We start from the raw sequence: 17,072 nt of genomic DNA, 5'->3' as shown, positions 1-17,072 counted from the left end.
CTTTCTTCACAGTCAACCAACGTACACATTGCTATGAGGGAGGTTACTGATGGCGAAATTTCACGGGAGTTTTGATGAACTCCAAAACGCGGTGATAGCGACGGGCAAGCAAGGAGAATGGTCAGAGGGGAAAAATGGCCATGTGATATTTAGAACAAAGCTTGGGCACGTTCTAAATTGGTGGTCATCCAACGGGACTCTCACCTGCCAAGGACTAGACCCAGATAAATTCTTACCGGAAGTCCAAGCTGCTCTCGGCAATCCTGTTCCAGTCGTAGTAGCGACGGAGGCGAAAAAGATCTTCGTAGTTCATGGTCACGATTCCGAAGCACGAGATCAATTAGAATTGGTCTTACTCCGCCTTGGGCTGAAGCCTTTTATTCTGCAAAATTCAGACAGTGGCGGAAAGACCATAGTTGAGGCGCTTGAACAGAGTATTTACAAAGATGCGGCTTTTGGGATCGTATTGCTGACGCCAGACGACTATGCGTATTCGGGAAAAGAGACCGATGCCGACCGTAAGCCGAGAGCCAGACAAAACGTAATACTGGAAATGGGAATGGTGATGGCGGCGTTGGGGCGCCCCAATATGGCTATTTTGCAAAAAGGTACATTAGAGCGACCATCGGACACCGATGGAATCCTGCGAATCGAGTTCAACACCCATGTTAAGGAAATTGTGAACAAGCTCGTCCAAAGGTTGCAGTCTGCCGGATTCGAAATTTCGGCCGATAAGATATCTGCGGCTTCGGCGTAATGACAGATGCCGATTCCGGTTTTCACTCGCCCGCGCTAGACTGGGAGCAAATGCAACCGGGCTGCCTCTAGCATGATCGTCCAAACCTGCATCAATGGCGCGCGTAGCGCCGACTTCCACCCTGCACTGCCGCTTGATGCAGAGGCGATGGCACGCGACGGCGCGGCCTCAGTGGCCGCCGGGGCGGCCGAGTTGCATGTCCATGCGCGCGCGCTCGACGGGCGGGAAAGCCTCACGCCGGCGGCGATGGATCGAACGGTGCTGGGGCTGCGCAAGGCATGCCCGGGAACGCTGATCGGCGTCTCCACCGGCGCCTGGATCGAGAACGACGGCCTGCGCACGCTTGTCTCCATCGCCGGCTGGCGCGAATTGCCGGACTATGCCTCAGTCAATTTCAGCGAGCCGGCGGCACCGATCGTCATGGAGAGCCTGCGCCAGCGCGGCATCGGCATCGAGGCGGGTCTGGCGTCGGTCGCCGACGCCGAGCGGCTGGTCGGCCTCGACCATGGCGGGCGCGTGCTGCGCGTGCTGATCGAGATTTCCGAGCAGACGCTAGACGAGGCTTTTGCGGTCGCCGACGGCATCGAACAGGTCCTGGAGCGCGCCGGCATTCGCCGTGCCATCCTGCTGCATGGCGAGAACGCGACGGTGTGGCCGTTCGTGCGCCGTGCCGCGGATCGCGACTGGTCGACGCGCGTCGGGCTGGAGGATGGGAAGCATCTGCCGGATGGCACGGTTGCGGCCGGCAATGCCGCGCTGACGGCGGCAGCGGTGGCGATCTTCCAGGCCGGGCGATAGCGCATACAAGCAGCGCGCCAAGGCATCGCCGAGACGATGGCGATCGCAAGGCCCGGGCCGCGAAAGTCGGTGAAAGCTATTCAAATTTTATGTATTAATTAAACCGGCAGTTAATCGTCGCATCAACGATCTCATCCGTGTTAATATTCTCCGGCATCGGGGACATTTTTTAATGAACGTCATTCCGGATAATGATTACGCTGCGCCGCGTCGGATTCAACAATATACATCGATACAGACCCTGCGGGGGCTAGCAGCCCTAATGGTTGTTATCTATCATCTTCCGGCCGCACTAGGCGTGCTCGATTTGCCTATTCCCATTCTAAACAGCGGCGTCGACCTGTTTTTCGTCATCAGCGGTTTCGTCATGGTTCTCTCGACGGAGAACAGACATCGCGACCACCGTGCTTTTTTGATGCAGCGGTTCACGCGCGTCGTTCCGTTCTATTGGGTCATGACCTTCCTCATGGTCGCCGCACTTTGGCTGTTTGCCGGTCGTGGAGTGTCCTTTGAGCAGATTACCAATAGCCTGTTTTTCGTGCCCTATCTCGATACGGCCACAGGCTATGTCCAGCCAGTGCTTGGCGTGGGTTGGACGCTCAATCTGGAAATCCTGTTTTACATTCTGTTCGCGGCGACTATGGGTTTTGGTGCGCTGACGCAAATGGCCACGATTGGCGTTGTCTTTGCAATCGCCGTAGCCGCACGCATTATCTTCAAACCCGCCGCCGACACTGTGCTGTTTTTCTATACCACGCCAATCCTGTTTGAGTTCCTTGCCGGCATGGCTGTCGGCCATCTGGTCGGCAGACTGCTGCGTTTGCCCGCTTTCCTGGGTGCCTCGGCTGTCGGGTTCGCTATTGTGTCCACACTGGTGATGGTACTTGGCTTCAACTTGCCGCGAACCCTTGCTCAAGGTATCCCGGCGCTGATCCTTGTCGCGGGTTGCATCAGCCTGGAGAGCTACTTCCGACTTTTTGCTCCTCGCGTGCTGGCAAGGCTGGAAGATGCTTCCTACTCTCTCTATCTGACCCATCCTATCGTGCTGCTCGCGATCGCTCCTGTCGTTGCAACCGCCAATGTGTCACCATGGCTTGCAACCATAGTTATTGTCACCGCCTGCATCGCCGTGTCCCTGGCGAGTTATAGTTTTATCGAAAGGCCGCTTTTGGCCATGTCGCGAATGAGCCTCTCCGCTTATCAGGTGAAGGCGTGAGTTGCGGCTACGCCGCAGCTCGGTCGGCCTGCCATTCGGGTGCGTTGCTCACTACGACCTACCGTCGCGTTCAAGCGACCACGGCCGCGGCAAGATCGTCTTCGAACTCCGTCACCTAGTGCTGTCGCGCACATCCTCGACTGCCCCAAAATGTGCAGCGGTTTTGGGACGACATGCATCCTGTCTTGCCTGAACGCACACGGGAACTGACACAGAGGGATGACATAGCTCTTGCTGCTGTTAAAAATTCCCCATAAGGTATTTTTCATATCCGAAAGAAAATCCGATCGTTTCTTTCCCTTTATGAAAGCCTTGCCTTTGCGTGAGCATCTCGATCAAACCGATCGACGGCTGGTAAAGCTGTTGTCGCAGGATGCCCAGCCCGGCATCAACCGGCTCGCCGAGACGATGGCGATCTCGGTGCCGACGGTGCGCTCAAGGTTGCGCAATCTGCTCGACCGCAACCTCTTGAAGATCGTCGGGCTGCTCAATCTGACCGAACGCCCCGAGCTGATCTCTGCCATTGTCGGCATCAATGCGCAGGGACGTGGCCGCGCCCGGGAATTGGCGCAGCGCATTGCCGAACTGCCTTTCGTCAACTCGGCCTCGGTGGTTACCGGGCGCTTCGACATCATCGTCGACGTGACCGTCGCCGGCGATGTCGCCGACCTCTACCGCATCACCAGCGAGCTGATCCCCGGCGCCGGCATTCCCGGCGAAGTCGTGCGCAGCGAAACCTTCGTCGTCATGGCTTCATGCAACAAATGGGTCAGCCTTCCCGAAGGCTGCTGGTCGGAAGAAACACCGTCGCGCAAGGAGCCGGCATGAGAATAGCTGTTCTCGGCGGCCTCGGCCTGCAGGGACGGGCGGCCATCGCCGATCTCGTCGCCAGCGCCGGTGTCGAGGAAGTCGTCTGCGTCGATACGTCGGCCGACGGCCCTGCCCGGCTTGCCGGGCTGACCGACCTTTCCCGCGTGCGTTTCGTCGTGCCCGAGGGCCCCATCGGCCCGGCACTTGCCACCGTGCTGGCGGATGTCGACGCCGCCATCGATCTGTTGCCACAGCCATTGATGCGCGAGGCGGTGCAGGCCGCGATCGCAACGCGCACGCCGCTGGTCACCACCAATTACGGCAACGCGATTGCCGATCTGGCGGCGGAGGCTGAACAGGCCGGCGTTTCGATCATGACCGAATGCGGGCTCGATCCCGGCATCGACCTCGTGCTCTACGCGCGCGCCGCAAAGCAGTTCTCTAGGATCTCCTCGATCGATTCCTATTGCGGCGGCATCCCCGAACCGAAGGCGATGGCGAAGCCGCTCTGCTACAAGGTGAGCTGGAATTTCGACATGGTTCTGGTCAGCCAGAACCGCGACAGCGTGATGATCGAGCATGGCAAGCGCGTCGAAGTGCCGGCCGGGCGGCAGCACGACAATGCCTTCATCCACGAGATCGAGGTCGCGGGCCTCGGCCGGCTGGAAGCTTTCCCCAATGGCGACGCGCTGCACTATATCGAGATGCTGGCGGCCGCCAAGGGATTGCAACGCTCGGGCCGCTATACACTGCGCTGGCCGGGATGGTCGGCGTTCTGGGCGCCGCTGAAGGAACTCGGCTTCCTCTCCGAAGACAAGGTGCCCGGCACCGGCGCCAGCCCCCGCGAATTTCTCGGCCGGCTGCTCGGCCCGCAATTGCAGTATGGCGCTGACGAGAAGGACCTTTGCGTGATGCGCAATGTCTTTTCCGGTCTCGAGGGCGGTCGCGCCAAAACGGTGACATCGGACCTGATCATCGAACGCGACCTGGCATCCGGCCTGTTCGGCATGAGCCTCGGCGTCGGCTATCCCGCCAGCATCGTGGCGCAGATGCTGGCGCGGCGAGAGATCGCCACACCTGGCCTGCTCAACCCGCTGCTGCATGTGCCGGACGAACCCTTCTTTGACGAGCTGGCGAGGCGTGGCATCAAGGTGACCGAAACGGTGGCCTGGGACTGACGATTTTCGAACGGTGGCTGCCGCCGGCAAACGGTGCCGCCGCTCAAAAAACACCCAAAAGGGTGGAATAACAAAGTGGAACAACAACGATAACAGGAGGAATGCCAAAATGAAGATTGCCAGACTTTTTATCGCCGGACTTGCGCTTGCGGGGCTCGCCACGGCGGCCAGTGCCGGAACGCTCGACGAGATCACCAAGCGCGGCGAACTGCGCGTCGCGGTACAGACGCAAGGACCTCCCTTCTCGCTGGTCGGCGCGGCCGGCGAGCGCACCGGCAGTTCGGTCGAACTCGCCGAGTTGATGGCCAAGGAAATGGGCGTCAAGATCACCTTCCTCGACTATGACTGGGACGGGCTGATCCCGGCGCTGCTTTCGGGCAAGGCCGACCTGCTCGTCGCCGACATGACGCCGACGCTGGCGCGCGGCATGAAGGTCGCCTTCACCACACCTTACATGTATACGGGCAGCACCGTCTTCACCAAGGCCGACAGCAAGTTCAAGACAACCGAGGACTGCAAGGCCAAGGGCACCAAGATCGCCGTGCTGTTGGGCGCCACCGGCGAAAAGGAAGCCAAGAACGCCTTCCCGGATGCCGACATCAAGAGCTACAAGGGCGGCGGCCCGCTGCTGCTCGACGCGGTCAACAACGGCCAAGCCGATTGCGGCGTCAACGACGTCTCGGCGGTCAAGGGTCAGTCGACAGCCTATCCCGCCGGCACCTTCACCATCATGCCGGACCTGTTGTCGAAGGAGCCGCTTGCCTTCGCCACCCGCTACGACGAGCCGGACCTGTTGATCTGGATGAACCTGTTCCTCAACCAGGTCAGCATCGACGGCCGCTTGCAGAAGAACCTCGACTACTGGGTCAATTCCGACGCCTGGAAGAAGGATCACTAAGCAGAGGTAAGCAGGGAGTAGTGAGTAGGAAGTAGTGAATGGTGAATGGTGAATGGCCATTCCGGACGCCCTTCACTGCTCACCACTCACTACTCACTACTGCCCATTCACCATTCACAATTCACCGCCATGCTCGAAAATTTCAGCTTCCGCACCATCGTCGAATATCTGCCGCTGTTCGGGCAGGGTCTGGTCACGACCGTGTGGCTGTCGGCGCTGTCTTTTGCGGGCGCGCTGGCCGTCGGCATCGTGCTCGCCGCCATGAACCTGCAGCGCGGCCAGCTGTTTCGCGTGCTGGCCAAGGGCTATATCGATGCCGTGCGCGCCACGCCGTTGCTGGCGCAGCTCTACTTCCTCTATTTCGGCCTGCCGCGTCTCGGCTTCGTCCTGCCCGAGCTCGTCGTCGGCATCATCGCTTTGTCGCTGAACAGCGGCGCCTATGTCGCGGAAATCATCCGCGCCGGCATCCTGTCGATCCCGCGCGGCCAGGTCGAGGCCGGGGTTGCCTCGGGAATGACCTATGTCCAGCGCATGCGCCTGGTCATCCTGCCGCAAGCCTTCAAGGTGACGATCCCGCCGCTGCTCGGCCAGGCGATCGTGCTGGTCAAGGATTCCGCGCTTTTGTCGCTGATCTCGGTTTCCGAACTGACGCGCGCCGGCCAGTTGCTGGCGTCCGACCGCTTCATGCCGGCGGAAGGCTTTCTCACCATCGCCGCTTTCTATCTGCTGCTCTATTACTGCCTCAAAGGACTGGCGGGGCTGTCCAGTCGGTGGCTCGGTCTGCAGCCGGCAAGGAGCAGCACATGATCTGGCAACAGCTGCAAAGCCTGGCCGGCAGCTACCCCCTCGCCTTGCGCGGCCTTGGCATGACCGTGATGCTGTCGGCGATCAGCCTGGTGCTGGGCACGCTGCTTGGCTTCGGCCTCGGCATATTGCGCACCGGCGGTAACCGGCTGATCTCGAGCGTGATCGGCGCCTGGGTCGACCTGATCCGCGGCACGCCGTTCCTGGTGCAGATCTTCCTGATCTTCTTCATCCTGCCGGAATTCGGCATCGAGCTCGATGCCTTCACGGCCGGCATCATCGCGCTCACCAACCTCGCCGCGTGCTTCATCTGCGAGATCGTCGCCGCCGGCATCCGCTCGGTGCCGACCGGCCAGGTCGAGGCAGCGCTGGCGTCCGGCCTGTCGCGCTGGCAGCGCATGCGCCAGGTGGTGCTGCCGCAGGCGATGCGCATCGTGCTGCCGCCGCTGGTCGGGCAATATGTACTGTTGATCAAGGATTCCTCCGTCGTCTCGGCGATCGGGCTGACCGACCTCACCCGCGTCGGCTGGCTTGTGGTGCAGCGTGTGCCCAACGGCCTGCTGGTCTTCTTCCTGGTCGGCGTCGGCTATTTCGTCGTCTGCTATCCGCTGATCATGCTCGCCCGCCGGTTGGAGCGACGCATGGGCGCGGCGCATGGCGAGGTGCAGCTGTGACATCGAACCCCAAAGGGCTGACCGCCATGACCAATCCGAGCCCGACCAAACCAAACCTGACCAAAACGGGCATGATCGACTTTCGCGGCGTCAACAAATGGTTCGGCTCGCTCAATGTGCTGAAGGACATCACGCTCAGCGTCGAGCCGCGCGAAGTGGTCGTCGTCTGCGGCCCAAGTGGTTCGGGCAAGTCGACGCTGATCCGCTGCATCAACGGCCTGGAAGCGATCAAGGATGGCGACCTCGTCGTCGACGGCCAGCGCCTCGGCGACCCCGCCACCAACATGACGCAGTTGCGCACCGAGATCGGCTTCGTCTTCCAGTCGTTCAACCTCTACCCGCACAAGACGGCGCTGGAAAACGTCACGCTGGCGCCGATCCATGTGCGCAAGATCCCCCGCGCCGAGGCCCAGCAGGCCGGGCGCGACTTGCTGGCCAAGGTCGGCCTCGCCGACAAGGTCAATGCCTACCCGTCACAGCTGTCCGGCGGCCAGCAGCAGCGTGTGGCCATCGCGCGCTGCCTCGGCATGCGCCCCAAGATCATGCTGTTTGACGAACCGACCTCGGCGCTCGATCCCGAGATGATTTCCGAAGTGCTCGACGTCATGGTCGCGGTGGCCGAGGAAGGCATGACCATGATGGTGGTAACGCACGAAATGGGCTTTGCCCGCAAGGTGGCGCAGCGCGTGGTGTTCATGGACGCCGGCGCCATCGTCGAAAGCGGCACGCCGGAAGCGTTTTTCTCCGACCCGAAGACCGACCGCAGCCGGGCTTTTCTAAGCAAGATTCTAAGGCATTAGAGTTTAGCCAAAGCCGGTCGTCCGAAAGGCCGCGGGGCAGGAACTGTCGACGCACAGCGCCAAACAACGAGCCGCCGGTAGAGTGGATCGGCTACGTTTAGGTCTCCGGCTACGCCTCTGGGACCTTCCACGTGCCGTCCAGAACCTTCGCGCGTGGTCGATAGAGCCGTACCATCCAGTTCCAGCCGGGCCACCATCGGCTGTACGGTCAAGCCACCGGCGCCGCGCCGCGCCGCTCGAGCGCTGTCCTGCGGATGATTTCCGCGATTTCCGGGCTGCTGCTGCACAGCATCTGGAAATCCGCCGCGTGCAGCGAGAGGAGTGAGACAGAAGTTGCGGCAGTGACGGTCGCCATACGCGGTTCGCCGCTGATCAGCGCCATCTCGCCGAAGAAGGCGCCAGGGCCAAGCTCCACCGGGTTCGGCGTCGCGACGCTGACGCGGCCCTCCACGACGAAGAACATCCGATCGCCGGTCTCGCCGCTGCGGCAGATCACGGCGCCCGCCGGCACCGTGCGGGGTCTTAACGCGCGCACGATCTCGACCAGCGTGGCCGGGCCAAGCTTCTGAAACAACGGAACGCCGGCAATCAATTGCCAATTGCGGACAAAATCCTCGCGACGGACTTCTTGATAAAAGCCGGAGGCAAGAATGCCGGCCCAGAGCCCGAAGATGCCGATGCCACACATCATGACAGCCCCGGCAAGGACGCGGCCGGCGAAGCTTTGCGGAATGTCGTCGCCATAGCCGGTAGTGGACAGCGTGACCACCGCCCACCACATTGTCTCGGGGATGCTGCCGAACTTTTCCGGTTGGACGTCGCGCTCGATGACATAGGCCGCAAGTGCGACACCGAACAGAACCAGGCCGAAGACCGTGGTGACGCCGACCAGGTTGCGCGCTTCGTTGGCCAGAACCCTGCCAAGCAGCGGGAAGAACGTCGAGTCGCGCAGCGGCTTCAGCAGCCAGACAGCACAGTAGAGGCTGCGGTCGGGCGTGCCGTCGAGCAGGAATGCGGCGAGTGGAACCAAAACCGCGAGCACATCGATTGCGATTGCCGGCGTCCTGTCCCGAAGGTCTCCCGCCCAGCGCTTGAGCAGGGTCTCGGCCATCTGCAGAAGATAGGCGGCCCAAATGACAGCGAGCACGGCAGCCAGAGCCAGTCTGCTTCGTCCGGACATGTTCGGCATCGTGAGCGCAGCCACCGCCAGAAGCCCAGGCGCAGCCAGCACCGCGTTTAGCGGTGCGTAGATTCTCAGGAAAGGCAGTACCGACATTCTATCCCACCAGCGGCCACTGTGCTCCAGAATAGAGGCCTTCCGGGCAAGCGCAAAGGGTGCTTTGCGATCGCAAGATCAGGTCACGCCAATGGCTTTCGGGCGCCGCTATCGGCGCTCCACGGTCGCACCGCAGGCGACGGATCAGCTCGGGAGCCGCCACATTCGCACGCGACCCGCACCGCGCAATTCCGTTTCCTCGAGTGGGTCGCAAGCAAATTTCGGTCCAAGCAGTTGGCAAGTTGCATCGGAAATACGGATTTCATCGGGCTCCGCGGACGTTTGAATACGTGAGGCGAGATTAACGGTCTCACCCCACAGGTCATAGGCGAACCGCCTCTTGCCTATGACGCCGGCGACGATCGGTCCTGAGTGAATTCCAATTCTCAGCCTTATCGGCTCTCCTGCGAAGCGTTCCCGCTTGACCGCTTTGCGCAGCTCAATCGCATAGCGCGTGAGGGCCTTTGCATGATCGGATCGCGCCGTGGGCAGGCCGGCGACCACCATCACACAATCGCCAATTGTTTTGATCTTTTCGCAGCCGTATCGCTCAGAGAGCCGATCCGCCGCCTTGAAGAAGTAGTTTAAAATAGCGAGCGTCGTCACCGCTCCGACGCTGCGCGCTCGTTCCGTAAAACCGACGATGTCGGCAAAAAGCACACTCACCTCTGCGTGGTTGTCGGCAATTTTCTTTTGCGCTTTCAATCGCTCCGCGATCGAGGCCGGGAGAATGTTGAGGAGCAGGTTTTCGGCGCGCTGATATTCACGCGCCAATCCCTCCTGGCTCTTCCTCAACGCCTCGTTCGTCGATTGCAATTTTTCGTTGAGTTGACGCTCCCTCTCTTGCAGGAGCGTCATTTCATAGGCCTTCTGTTGAAGCCGCTGCCTGTTGTCTCGTTCGGCAGTGGCGTCCAGAAAAAGCAGCCACACGAACGCATTGTCAGCAAAAAAATGGAGGTCGGCGACACGCCCGCCGGGCAGTTCAACCATGTCCATGCGAAACGGAAGCTCCGGGCAAGGCAGCAAACCCTCCATGAATTCAAGCTGCTCGGCAACAGGCTTGCCGATGCGAAGTGATGACAGCCCGTAATGTTCAACATTACCGCCCTTGGCAGCTATGCAAAGCTCAGGGTCGATTTTCAGATAAGCGACAGCGTGCCCGTCGAAGAAGAAATTGAAAAACCAATTTCTGACTTCTTTTGGCAATTCATGCATGGTCTATTTGGTGACCATCAAGGCAAGTTGACGAAAGGCGTCATCGACCTGCTCGCCCGAAAGCGCACTTGTTAGATAGATTTGCCATCCACGTTGCCTCAACTCGTTGATCTCACCATCCGATATCGCCCACCGATCGGCCAGATCGGACTTGTTGAACAGCAATACGAACGGCATGGCGCCGAATTCGGCCTCGACCCGTTCGCGCAGCGTGAGTGCCACGGCAAGAGTAGCGGCGCGGGTTCCATCGACGACTAGCACGAGCCCGGTTGCACCTCGAACATAGCTGACGCGGAATGAGCCGATATCGTCCTCGCCGGCCAAATCCCACAAAATCAGATCCACGGTTTTGTCCGGGAGCGCGACGCTTTTCTTGTCGATTTTCACTCCGACGGTGGTCAAGTAGGTTTCTGAGAAGATGCTCTGCACAAACCTGCGGACCAGACTCGTCTTTCCGACGGCGAAGCCGCCCAGCATGCAGATCTTTTTTTGCAACATGTTGGGCTCCGCTAGTCCAGGTTTACCGTAATCGAAACCCGGCGATTGGTGGAGCTACCGGTTAGACTGTTTTCAGGTACAGCCGGCTCAAAAGTGCCCGCGCCCCGAACCAGCAGCAATTCGGGAGCAACGCCGCGCTTGTTGAGAAGCGCACGAACTGTCTCGGCGCGGGCGGCGCTGATCGACGCGTTGGCCGTCTCACGGCCCGTGGTGTCCGAATGCCCGGTCAACATGAACCGCGCCGTTACGCCGGAATTGCGGGCACTCTGGGCGAATTCCTTTATTTGATCCGCCAACCTGTCGAGAACCGGCGTCTGCTCCGGTCCCGGCACAACCTTGCCGGAAGAGAAGAAAATATCGGTCGTCTGGATCGCCTGCCTCAAATGATTAAGTTCTGCGAGGTTCAGCTCACGCAGCTGCGAGACATCCAGAACCACTCCGTCCGCCGAAAGTTGTTCAGCGGCGGCCCGCGCGCGGTTGATCCAGCCGGCAGGAGCTTCACCCACGGCCACGATGCGACCCTGGATGATCGAGAGCTGAACGGTTTTCGGCGGGGACAGCGCCGCCGTCAGCCGCTTCACCACAAACTTCGGATCAAGGCTCTGATAGAATTGCCACTGTGCATGAACGCGGGCAGGATCAACGTCCGTTCCGGACAGCAGGGCTTGCGGGTCGGCGGCAAGCGGGTCTCTCAAGCCGGAAATATAGAAATGTCCGCCCCTCGCGCTTTGTTGGGCGACGATGATTCCCGGTTGGGCCTCCAGTCGCGACACATAATACTGCCAGTGCTCCGCCGCGCGTGCTTCGGGGCTCACGTCACGAACCTTGGAGATGTCGAATTCGGGTCCGCCTGCCGAAAGCTGCCGGGCCGCCGCGCGCGCGCGATCGATCCAGGTGTCGGGAGCCTCACCCTCGGCAACGATGCGATCATCGACGATCGAAAGTCGTACTGTATCCGGCGGATACAGTGACGCCGTCAGCCGCTTCAGCACGAACTCCGGCTCAAGGCTCTGATAGAACTGCCACTGCGCATGAACCCGGGCGGGATCGACCTCTGTTCCCGACAACAGCGACTGCGGATCGGCGCCAAGCGGGTCTCGCAGGCCGGCAATATAGAATTGGCCGTCGCTTATCTTTTGGTCTGCAACGATGATGCCCGGCTGGGTCTCCAGTCGCGACACATAGGCGTGCCAGCGCTCCGCCTCGCGCACTTGGGGACTTACGTCACGAACCCCCGAGATATCGAAGACCGGCCCGCCTGCCGAAAGCTGCTGGGCCGCCGCGCGCGCCCGGCTGATCCAGGTGTCGGGAGCCTCACCCTCGGCGACGATGCGGCCATCGACAATCGAAAGTCGCACTGAATCCGGCGGAGCCAGCGACGCCGTCAGCCGCTTCAGCACGAACTCCGGCTCAAGGCTCTGATAAAATTGCCATTGCGAATGAACCCCGGCCGGATCGACTCCCGTGCCTGACAACAGCGACTGCGGGTCGACGGCAAGCGGGTCCCTCAGGCCGGCAATATAGAACTGGCCATCGCGTACCTGCTGTTCGGCAACGATGATGCCCGGCTGGGCCTCCACTCGCGACACGTAAGCCTGCCAGCGCGACACGTAAGCCTGCCAGCGCTGCGCTGACTGCCAGGAAAGAAAGTACCAACCGCCTGCCAGACTCAAAAGCAGCAGGGCAACGGCCGCCACCAGCCACGGAAATCCGTCGTTTGATTCCTCCTGCTTCAGCTCGACGCAGGTCTGCAACTGCGCCTCTACGGAGGCCAGCTGCGAACCGTCGCCGTCGAACTGCTCTAAAGCCTCTGAGGATTGCTCATGGATGCGAAGCAACACATCGCGAACGATTTCATGCAATTCCTCCGGCGGATTTCCCCGGATCACCGAAACCAGTGTCGCAAACGGTCCAACTTCCGACCAGAGACGAAGCTCGCCGAAACGGATTGTGTCCAGGCCGCTCTGCTCTTTCTCGTTAAATGAGTCTTTTACAAAATCCTGAATCGCACTGAGCATCGAAGAAATGAGCTGAGGATCTTCGCTCGTCGCATTGTCGGCAGTTACATGCGCTATCAAAAGGCCGGAATTCCGATGAATGAGAAAGGCATGTTCCACACGGTAGACAAGGGAATGCTTCAGAACAACTGCCGAGAAGCTTGCCCCTGTTCTCCAGGCTTCAAGTCTCCACTTGAGCCCGTGCCAGGTGAATATGTGCCTTAGAGTTTCATTCAGCGACTGAAAGGTCTGGTCGATCTTTTCGCCGATCGACTTGCGAATTGCCGGCAGAAACACCGGGTACAATATGTCCGTCAGCGTGCGCGGGCTCTTCTGGATCGACCTTTGCACAGCCCGTTCGACAGCTGGCGCAAGCGCCTCGCCGAGTTGCGCGTAAGGCGCTCGTCCGGCAGCACTGGGAAGAACGTCGCCCACGGCCGCCGCAAGCTGCTCGGGTTCGTCGAGCAGATGCGTGACGCGTGAAAGCTCGGAGATTTCGCGGCTGACCAGCAACTGCCGCAGCGTTTCCATGCGCGGATCGGCGGTTGGAACCGCCTCGAACTGCGCACGGTAGTCCGGATCAACGTTCCGGGCAATTTCGATCAAAAGACGAGCCAGAGCCTCGCGATCAATCTCTGTATCGTTCGAGGCTGTTCTTTGCGGAAGGTTGAATGGGTCGACGGTGGACGTCAAGGTCCCATCAACTCACTTTCCAGCTGCGGTCCGAGTTGCTTTTGCTCCCGACGGGATCCTGATTGAGACACTTTGCAACCTCGACAAACAGGCCAGCCAAAAGATTTCGGTCGGTCTTGACGTTGCTGAGGTCGGCAAACATCTTCTCGATCAGCATCTGAACGCCTTCATTCTTCTGCTTGATTTCCTCACGCAGCAAATGATCGTTTCGATTTATCCGGTCCGAAACGTCGCGCTCGAGCGCGCTCAACTGATCCGACAACGTGCGCACCTGCTTTTCAAGAGCCTGGTTTTGCTCGCGAAGATTCCGGTCGATCTCCTTGTCGGCATCGGCTCGTGAATCTTTTTCGCTCCGCAATTGCCCTGCAAGCGAATCGATCTGCTTCTTTGCATTCGACTCGTACATTTCGAGATTGCGCTTGGCCTCGGACTCGACATCCTTGAAGCGCTGCAACACCCGTTCTTCAAGCTTGGAAAAACGGCGGTCATAGTCCTGCATCTGGTTGCCGAACAGCAGGTCACGGATCTTGTCGACACCGACGGCGTCGCCGGCGGTTCCGTTTTCGCGGGCCTGAACTCCCATGAAGTTCAGCCCGTTTCCTTCTGTGTTACCTATCAGATTTACGTCCGCCTTCTTTTCTGAAGAAGCGGAATTCGAAGATTCCTTAGCCATCCATATACCCCCATTGAACACATGCCGTCAGGTAAGCATGTCAGCAATCGGGCCGCAAGCCGGATTCGTCTTGACTTATGCCTATTCATGGGGCAGCCGAGCGCGGTGGCTAACGGCTCGGCAATGGCAATCAGGGGGCGATGCCCTCTCAAAGGCGCGGAGCGTGCGGACGGTTCCGGGTATCCAAAAAGCGGCCTTCAGTCGAACGTCGCCAGCGGCTCGGCGTTGATCTCGACCCACTCACAGCGACGGCTTTCGTGGTAAAAAGACTGGAAGGGCGGCGGGAACGACGGGTCGGCGAAGGCGCCGACGGGAATGGCGATCACACCGGGCTGCGTGTCGATGCGATAGTGGACGGCGGCGCCGCACTCCGGGCAGAAATTGTAGATGACGCGGCCGCCCTCGTCGCCGGTGCGCGTGAACTGCTTCGCCCGCCCCTCGATCGATACATCAGCTTGCGCAAACCGGACATTGTAGCTGAAGGCGCTGCCGGTGCGGCGCTTGCAGTCGAGGCAATGGCAGACCGAGATGCGCACCGGCTCGCCCGAACAGACGGCTGAAAGCTGGCCGCAGAGACATTGCGCGCGGCGCGTGACCATTGTTTCTTCCTCCCCTTCACATCACTGCGTATCGGCGCTGGCCCTCAGTTCCGTCTCTTCTGTTCCGAAACCATGGCCAGATCCAGCACCTTCTGCAGTTCGGCGGCATGGTGGAATGAAGGCTCGGCCTGCACGCCGCTGCGAACCGCATCGACGAAGCGCTGGTAATTGGTCGGCACCGTGCCGGCGTCGAGCACGTGCCATTTGGCGTTCTCGATATCCTCGCCGACACACGCCTTCAGTTCCGAACCCTCGAGATTGTGCACGACTTCGATGCCGCCCTTGTCGCCATAGATGCGCAGGCGCAATTCGTTGATGTGGCCGGTCGCCCAGCGGCTGGCGTGAACGACGCCAAAGGCGCCGTTGGAGAAATCCAGCGTCATGGCGAAGCTGTCATTGGCGTCGAGCTCGTATTCGCCGATACGGTTGCCTGGCGCCTTGTCGAAGGTGCGCAGCCGGCAAAACACGTGGTCGACGTCGAGTGCGGCGCCATAGCTGGCGAAATCGAGGATGTGGATGCCGACATCGCCGAGCACGCCGTTGGAGCCGTGGTCGCGCGACAGCCGCCACAGCCATTTCGGGTCGGTGCGCCAGTCGCCCCAGAATTTCGACACCAGCCAGCTCTGCAGATAGGAGGATTCGACGTGGCGGACGGTGCCGATCTCGCCGGCCAGCACCATCTGTCGCGCCTTCTGCAAGGCAGCGACATTGCGATAGGTGAGGTTGACCATGTTGACGATGCCGGCTGCCTCAGCCGCGTTGGCCATCTCGCTTGCCTTGCCGAAGTCTTCGGCCAGCGGCTTTTCGCACAGCACCGGCTTGCCGGCCGCGATCAACGCCATGGTGGTCGGGTGGTGAATGCGGTCCGGCGTGACGTTGGCGACCGCATCGAATTCGCCCCACGCCAGCGCGTCTTCCAGCGATGTGAATCGCTTCGGTATCTTGAACCCGTCGGCGAATTCGCCCACGCGCTTTTCATCGACGTCGACAGCACCGACGATCTCGACGCCGTCGATGCCGCCGAAACGGCGGGCATGCTCCTGCGCCATCCAGCCTGTACCCAGTATCAAAAGCCGCATTCTCTGCACTCCGAGCGAATTGGTTCGATTCAATCATATGGCGCAGATACGGTCTAGGAAACCCATGCGGAAAGCCGCTACGCCTTTTTTCCTGGACTTTGCTTTAGCGGTAGCCGGCCTCGCCCGAAACGTGCAGCTTGCCGCCGCGCTCGACGATCGGCTCCAGCGCCTTTTCGACCGGCACGTTCGGCGCCTCAAGGATCGCCGACTTGGTGCCCTGCGGATTGTGCGCCCACTTAACCGCATTGCGCAGCACCTTGTGCACATTGGCGTCGTGATAGGTCGGATAGGTCTCGTGGCCCGGGCGGAAGTAGAAGACATTGCCGGCGCCGCGGCGATAGGTCAGCCCAGAACGGAACACCTCGCCGCCCTGGAACCAGGAGATGAAGACGGTCTCCAGCGGTTCGGGCACGGCGAACTGCTCGCCATACATTTCTTCATTCTCGAGCTCGAAATATTCGCCGACGCCTTCGGCGATCGGATGGCTGGGACTGGTCGCCCAGAGCCGCTCGCGCTCACCCGCCTCGCGCCATTTCAGCGTGCAGGGCGTGCACATCAGCCGCTTGAAGATTTTCGAGAAATGGCCGGAATGGAGAACGATCAGCCCCATGCCTTCAAAGACCCGGCGGGCGACGCGCTCGACGATCTCGTCGGCGACGGCGCCATGGTCCTTGTGGCCCCACCAGACCAGCACGTCGGTCTCGGCCAAGCGCGCCTCGGGCAGGCCATGCTCGGGCTGTTCGAGCGTGGCGGTCGAGGCGGAGATCGCCTCGTCGGCATTCAGCGCCTTGGCGATGGTCGTGTGCATGCCCTCGGGATAGAGGGCTGCGACCACCTCATTGGTCCGCTCATGGATGTTCTCGCCCCAAACGACAGCGCGTATTGTCATGATGTCCTCGTGGTGAAGCCGACCCGCAGGGGTCAGTCATAATCTGCCTGGGGGTCAAAAGGGAATAGGCAGTGGGGAATAGGCAATAGGGGCAGAAAAACAAGGAACAGGCGATGGACGCTCCTGGGCCCTACTGCCTACTGCCTACTGCCTACTGCCTACTGCCTACTGCCTACTGCCTACTGCCTACTGCCTACTGCCTACTGCCTACTGCCTAC

Annotated in this window: 17 protein-coding genes; 9 read left to right on the top strand and 8 right to left on the bottom strand. The window is 60.5% G+C overall.

Features of this window, described 5'->3' with window-relative positions; translation table 11 throughout:
* The first annotated feature begins 49 nt into the window (after positions 1-49).
* The 9 genes from NKI05_RS27565 to NKI05_RS27525 all read left to right on the top strand — a co-directional run bounded on the left by NKI05_RS27565 (position 50) and on the right by NKI05_RS27525 (position 7,935).
* Positions 50-757: a TIR domain-containing protein gene (locus NKI05_RS27565; protein WP_352793675.1), complete on the top strand. Its 708-nt coding sequence runs from the start codon at positions 50-52 to the stop codon at positions 755-757.
* Between the two features lie 72 nt (positions 758-829).
* Positions 830-1,555, top strand: a complete 726-nt coding sequence (locus NKI05_RS27560) for a 3-keto-5-aminohexanoate cleavage protein (RefSeq protein WP_023821286.1) — start codon at positions 830-832, stop codon at positions 1,553-1,555.
* Between the two features lie 172 nt (positions 1,556-1,727).
* On the top strand, positions 1,728-2,771 hold the full coding sequence (locus NKI05_RS27555; RefSeq protein WP_352793673.1) for an acyltransferase family protein: 1,044 nt from the start codon (positions 1,728-1,730) through the stop codon (positions 2,769-2,771).
* Positions 2,772-3,089: 318 nt separating this feature from the next.
* The gene (locus NKI05_RS27550) at positions 3,090-3,599 is read left to right on the top strand and encodes an Lrp/AsnC family transcriptional regulator (protein ID WP_023670324.1); all 510 of its coding nucleotides are present in this window, start codon (positions 3,090-3,092) and stop codon (positions 3,597-3,599) included.
* Positions 3,596-4,759, top strand: coding sequence for a saccharopine dehydrogenase family protein (locus NKI05_RS27545; protein ID WP_352793671.1), 1,164 nt, complete (start codon positions 3,596-3,598; stop codon positions 4,757-4,759). Before NKI05_RS27550 ends, NKI05_RS27545 begins: the two co-directional genes overlap by 4 nt.
* Positions 4,760-4,868: 109 nt before the next feature.
* Entirely contained in the window at positions 4,869-5,657 is a 789-nt protein-coding gene (locus NKI05_RS27540; RefSeq protein ID WP_023670322.1) for an ABC transporter substrate-binding protein, read from the top strand.
* 129 nt (positions 5,658-5,786) lie between these two features.
* Positions 5,787-6,464: an amino acid ABC transporter permease gene (locus NKI05_RS27535; protein WP_352793669.1), complete on the top strand. Its 678-nt coding sequence runs from the start codon at positions 5,787-5,789 to the stop codon at positions 6,462-6,464.
* Entirely contained in the window at positions 6,461-7,135 is a 675-nt protein-coding gene (locus NKI05_RS27530; RefSeq protein WP_023684787.1) for an amino acid ABC transporter permease, read from the top strand. The genes NKI05_RS27535 and NKI05_RS27530 overlap by 4 nt, the downstream gene beginning before the upstream one ends.
* Before the next feature lie 71 nt (positions 7,136-7,206).
* On the top strand, positions 7,207-7,935 hold the full coding sequence (locus NKI05_RS27525) for an amino acid ABC transporter ATP-binding protein (protein ID WP_023693903.1): 729 nt from the start codon (positions 7,207-7,209) through the stop codon (positions 7,933-7,935).
* Between the two features lie 208 nt (positions 7,936-8,143).
* On the opposite strand, the gene NKI05_RS27520 is transcribed toward NKI05_RS27525, so the two are convergent.
* The 8 genes from NKI05_RS27520 to NKI05_RS27485 form a co-directional block, all read right to left on the bottom strand.
* On the bottom strand, positions 8,144-9,211 hold the full coding sequence (locus tag NKI05_RS27520) for a cyclic nucleotide-gated potassium channel (protein WP_023693904.1): 1,068 nt from the start codon (positions 9,209-9,211) through the stop codon (positions 8,144-8,146).
* 144 nt (positions 9,212-9,355) lie between these two features.
* The gene (locus NKI05_RS27515) at positions 9,356-10,426 is read right to left on the bottom strand and encodes an adenylate/guanylate cyclase domain-containing protein (protein WP_023693905.1); all 1,071 of its coding nucleotides are present in this window, start codon (positions 10,424-10,426) and stop codon (positions 9,356-9,358) included.
* Between the two features lie 3 nt (positions 10,427-10,429).
* Entirely contained in the window at positions 10,430-10,924 is a 495-nt protein-coding gene (locus tag NKI05_RS27510; protein WP_023670316.1) for a Rab family GTPase, read from the bottom strand.
* Between the two features lie 11 nt (positions 10,925-10,935).
* On the bottom strand, positions 10,936-13,614 hold the full coding sequence (locus tag NKI05_RS27505) for an OmpA family protein (RefSeq protein WP_031208667.1): 2,679 nt from the start codon (positions 13,612-13,614) through the stop codon (positions 10,936-10,938).
* Positions 13,615-13,621: 7 nt separating this feature from the next.
* On the bottom strand, positions 13,622-14,287 hold the full coding sequence (locus tag NKI05_RS27500; RefSeq protein ID WP_023670314.1) for a hypothetical protein: 666 nt from the start codon (positions 14,285-14,287) through the stop codon (positions 13,622-13,624).
* Positions 14,288-14,484: 197 nt separating this feature from the next.
* The gene (locus NKI05_RS27495; protein WP_023670313.1) at positions 14,485-14,886 is read right to left on the bottom strand and encodes a GFA family protein; all 402 of its coding nucleotides are present in this window, start codon (positions 14,884-14,886) and stop codon (positions 14,485-14,487) included.
* Between the two features lie 44 nt (positions 14,887-14,930).
* A complete protein-coding gene (locus NKI05_RS27490; protein ID WP_352793666.1) occupies positions 14,931-15,965 on the bottom strand; it encodes a Gfo/Idh/MocA family protein in 1,035 nt (344 codons plus the stop codon).
* A gap of 103 nt (positions 15,966-16,068) precedes the next feature.
* Positions 16,069-16,854 (bottom strand): ThuA domain-containing protein, encoded by a 786-nt coding sequence (locus tag NKI05_RS27485; RefSeq protein WP_352793664.1) that lies wholly within the window; start codon positions 16,852-16,854, stop codon positions 16,069-16,071.
* Positions 16,855-17,072 lie beyond the last annotated feature (218 nt).

It is taken from the genome of Mesorhizobium sp. M0771 (assembly GCF_040320155.1).
GTDB lineage: Bacteria > Pseudomonadota > Alphaproteobacteria > Rhizobiales > Rhizobiaceae > Mesorhizobium.
Note: the sequence above shows the minus strand (reverse complement) of the source record. Positions and strands in the feature narration are given on the sequence as shown.

What these genes read in the sequence shown, in the direction of transcription:
- NKI05_RS27565 (WP_352793675.1), top strand. Translation starts at nt 50, where the DNA reads ATGGCGAAATTTCACGGGAGTTTTGATGAACTCCAAAACGCGGTGATA.
- NKI05_RS27560 (WP_023821286.1), top strand. Translation starts at nt 830, where the DNA reads ATGATCGTCCAAACCTGCATCAATGGCGCGCGTAGCGCCGACTTCCAC.
- NKI05_RS27555 (WP_352793673.1), top strand. Translation starts at nt 1,728, where the DNA reads ATGAACGTCATTCCGGATAATGATTACGCTGCGCCGCGTCGGATTCAA.
- NKI05_RS27545 (WP_352793671.1), top strand. Translation starts at nt 3,596, where the DNA reads ATGAGAATAGCTGTTCTCGGCGGCCTCGGCCTGCAGGGACGGGCGGCC.
- NKI05_RS27540 (WP_023670322.1), top strand. Translation starts at nt 4,869, where the DNA reads ATGAAGATTGCCAGACTTTTTATCGCCGGACTTGCGCTTGCGGGGCTC.
- NKI05_RS27535 (WP_352793669.1), top strand. Translation starts at nt 5,787, where the DNA reads ATGCTCGAAAATTTCAGCTTCCGCACCATCGTCGAATATCTGCCGCTG.
- NKI05_RS27530 (WP_023684787.1), top strand. Translation starts at nt 6,461, where the DNA reads ATGATCTGGCAACAGCTGCAAAGCCTGGCCGGCAGCTACCCCCTCGCC.
- NKI05_RS27525 (WP_023693903.1), top strand. Translation starts at nt 7,207, where the DNA reads ATGATCGACTTTCGCGGCGTCAACAAATGGTTCGGCTCGCTCAATGTG.
- NKI05_RS27520 (WP_023693904.1), bottom strand. Translation starts at nt 9,211, where the DNA reads ATGTCGGTACTGCCTTTCCTGAGAATCTACGCACCGCTAAACGCGGTG.
- NKI05_RS27515 (WP_023693905.1), bottom strand. Translation starts at nt 10,426, where the DNA reads ATGCATGAATTGCCAAAAGAAGTCAGAAATTGGTTTTTCAATTTCTTC.
- NKI05_RS27510 (WP_023670316.1), bottom strand. Translation starts at nt 10,924, where the DNA reads ATGTTGCAAAAAAAGATCTGCATGCTGGGCGGCTTCGCCGTCGGAAAG.
- NKI05_RS27500 (WP_023670314.1), bottom strand. Translation starts at nt 14,287, where the DNA reads ATGGCTAAGGAATCTTCGAATTCCGCTTCTTCAGAAAAGAAGGCGGAC.
- NKI05_RS27495 (WP_023670313.1), bottom strand. Translation starts at nt 14,886, where the DNA reads ATGGTCACGCGCCGCGCGCAATGTCTCTGCGGCCAGCTTTCAGCCGTC.
- NKI05_RS27490 (WP_352793666.1), bottom strand. Translation starts at nt 15,965, where the DNA reads ATGCGGCTTTTGATACTGGGTACAGGCTGGATGGCGCAGGAGCATGCC.
- NKI05_RS27485 (WP_352793664.1), bottom strand. Translation starts at nt 16,854, where the DNA reads ATGACAATACGCGCTGTCGTTTGGGGCGAGAACATCCATGAGCGGACC.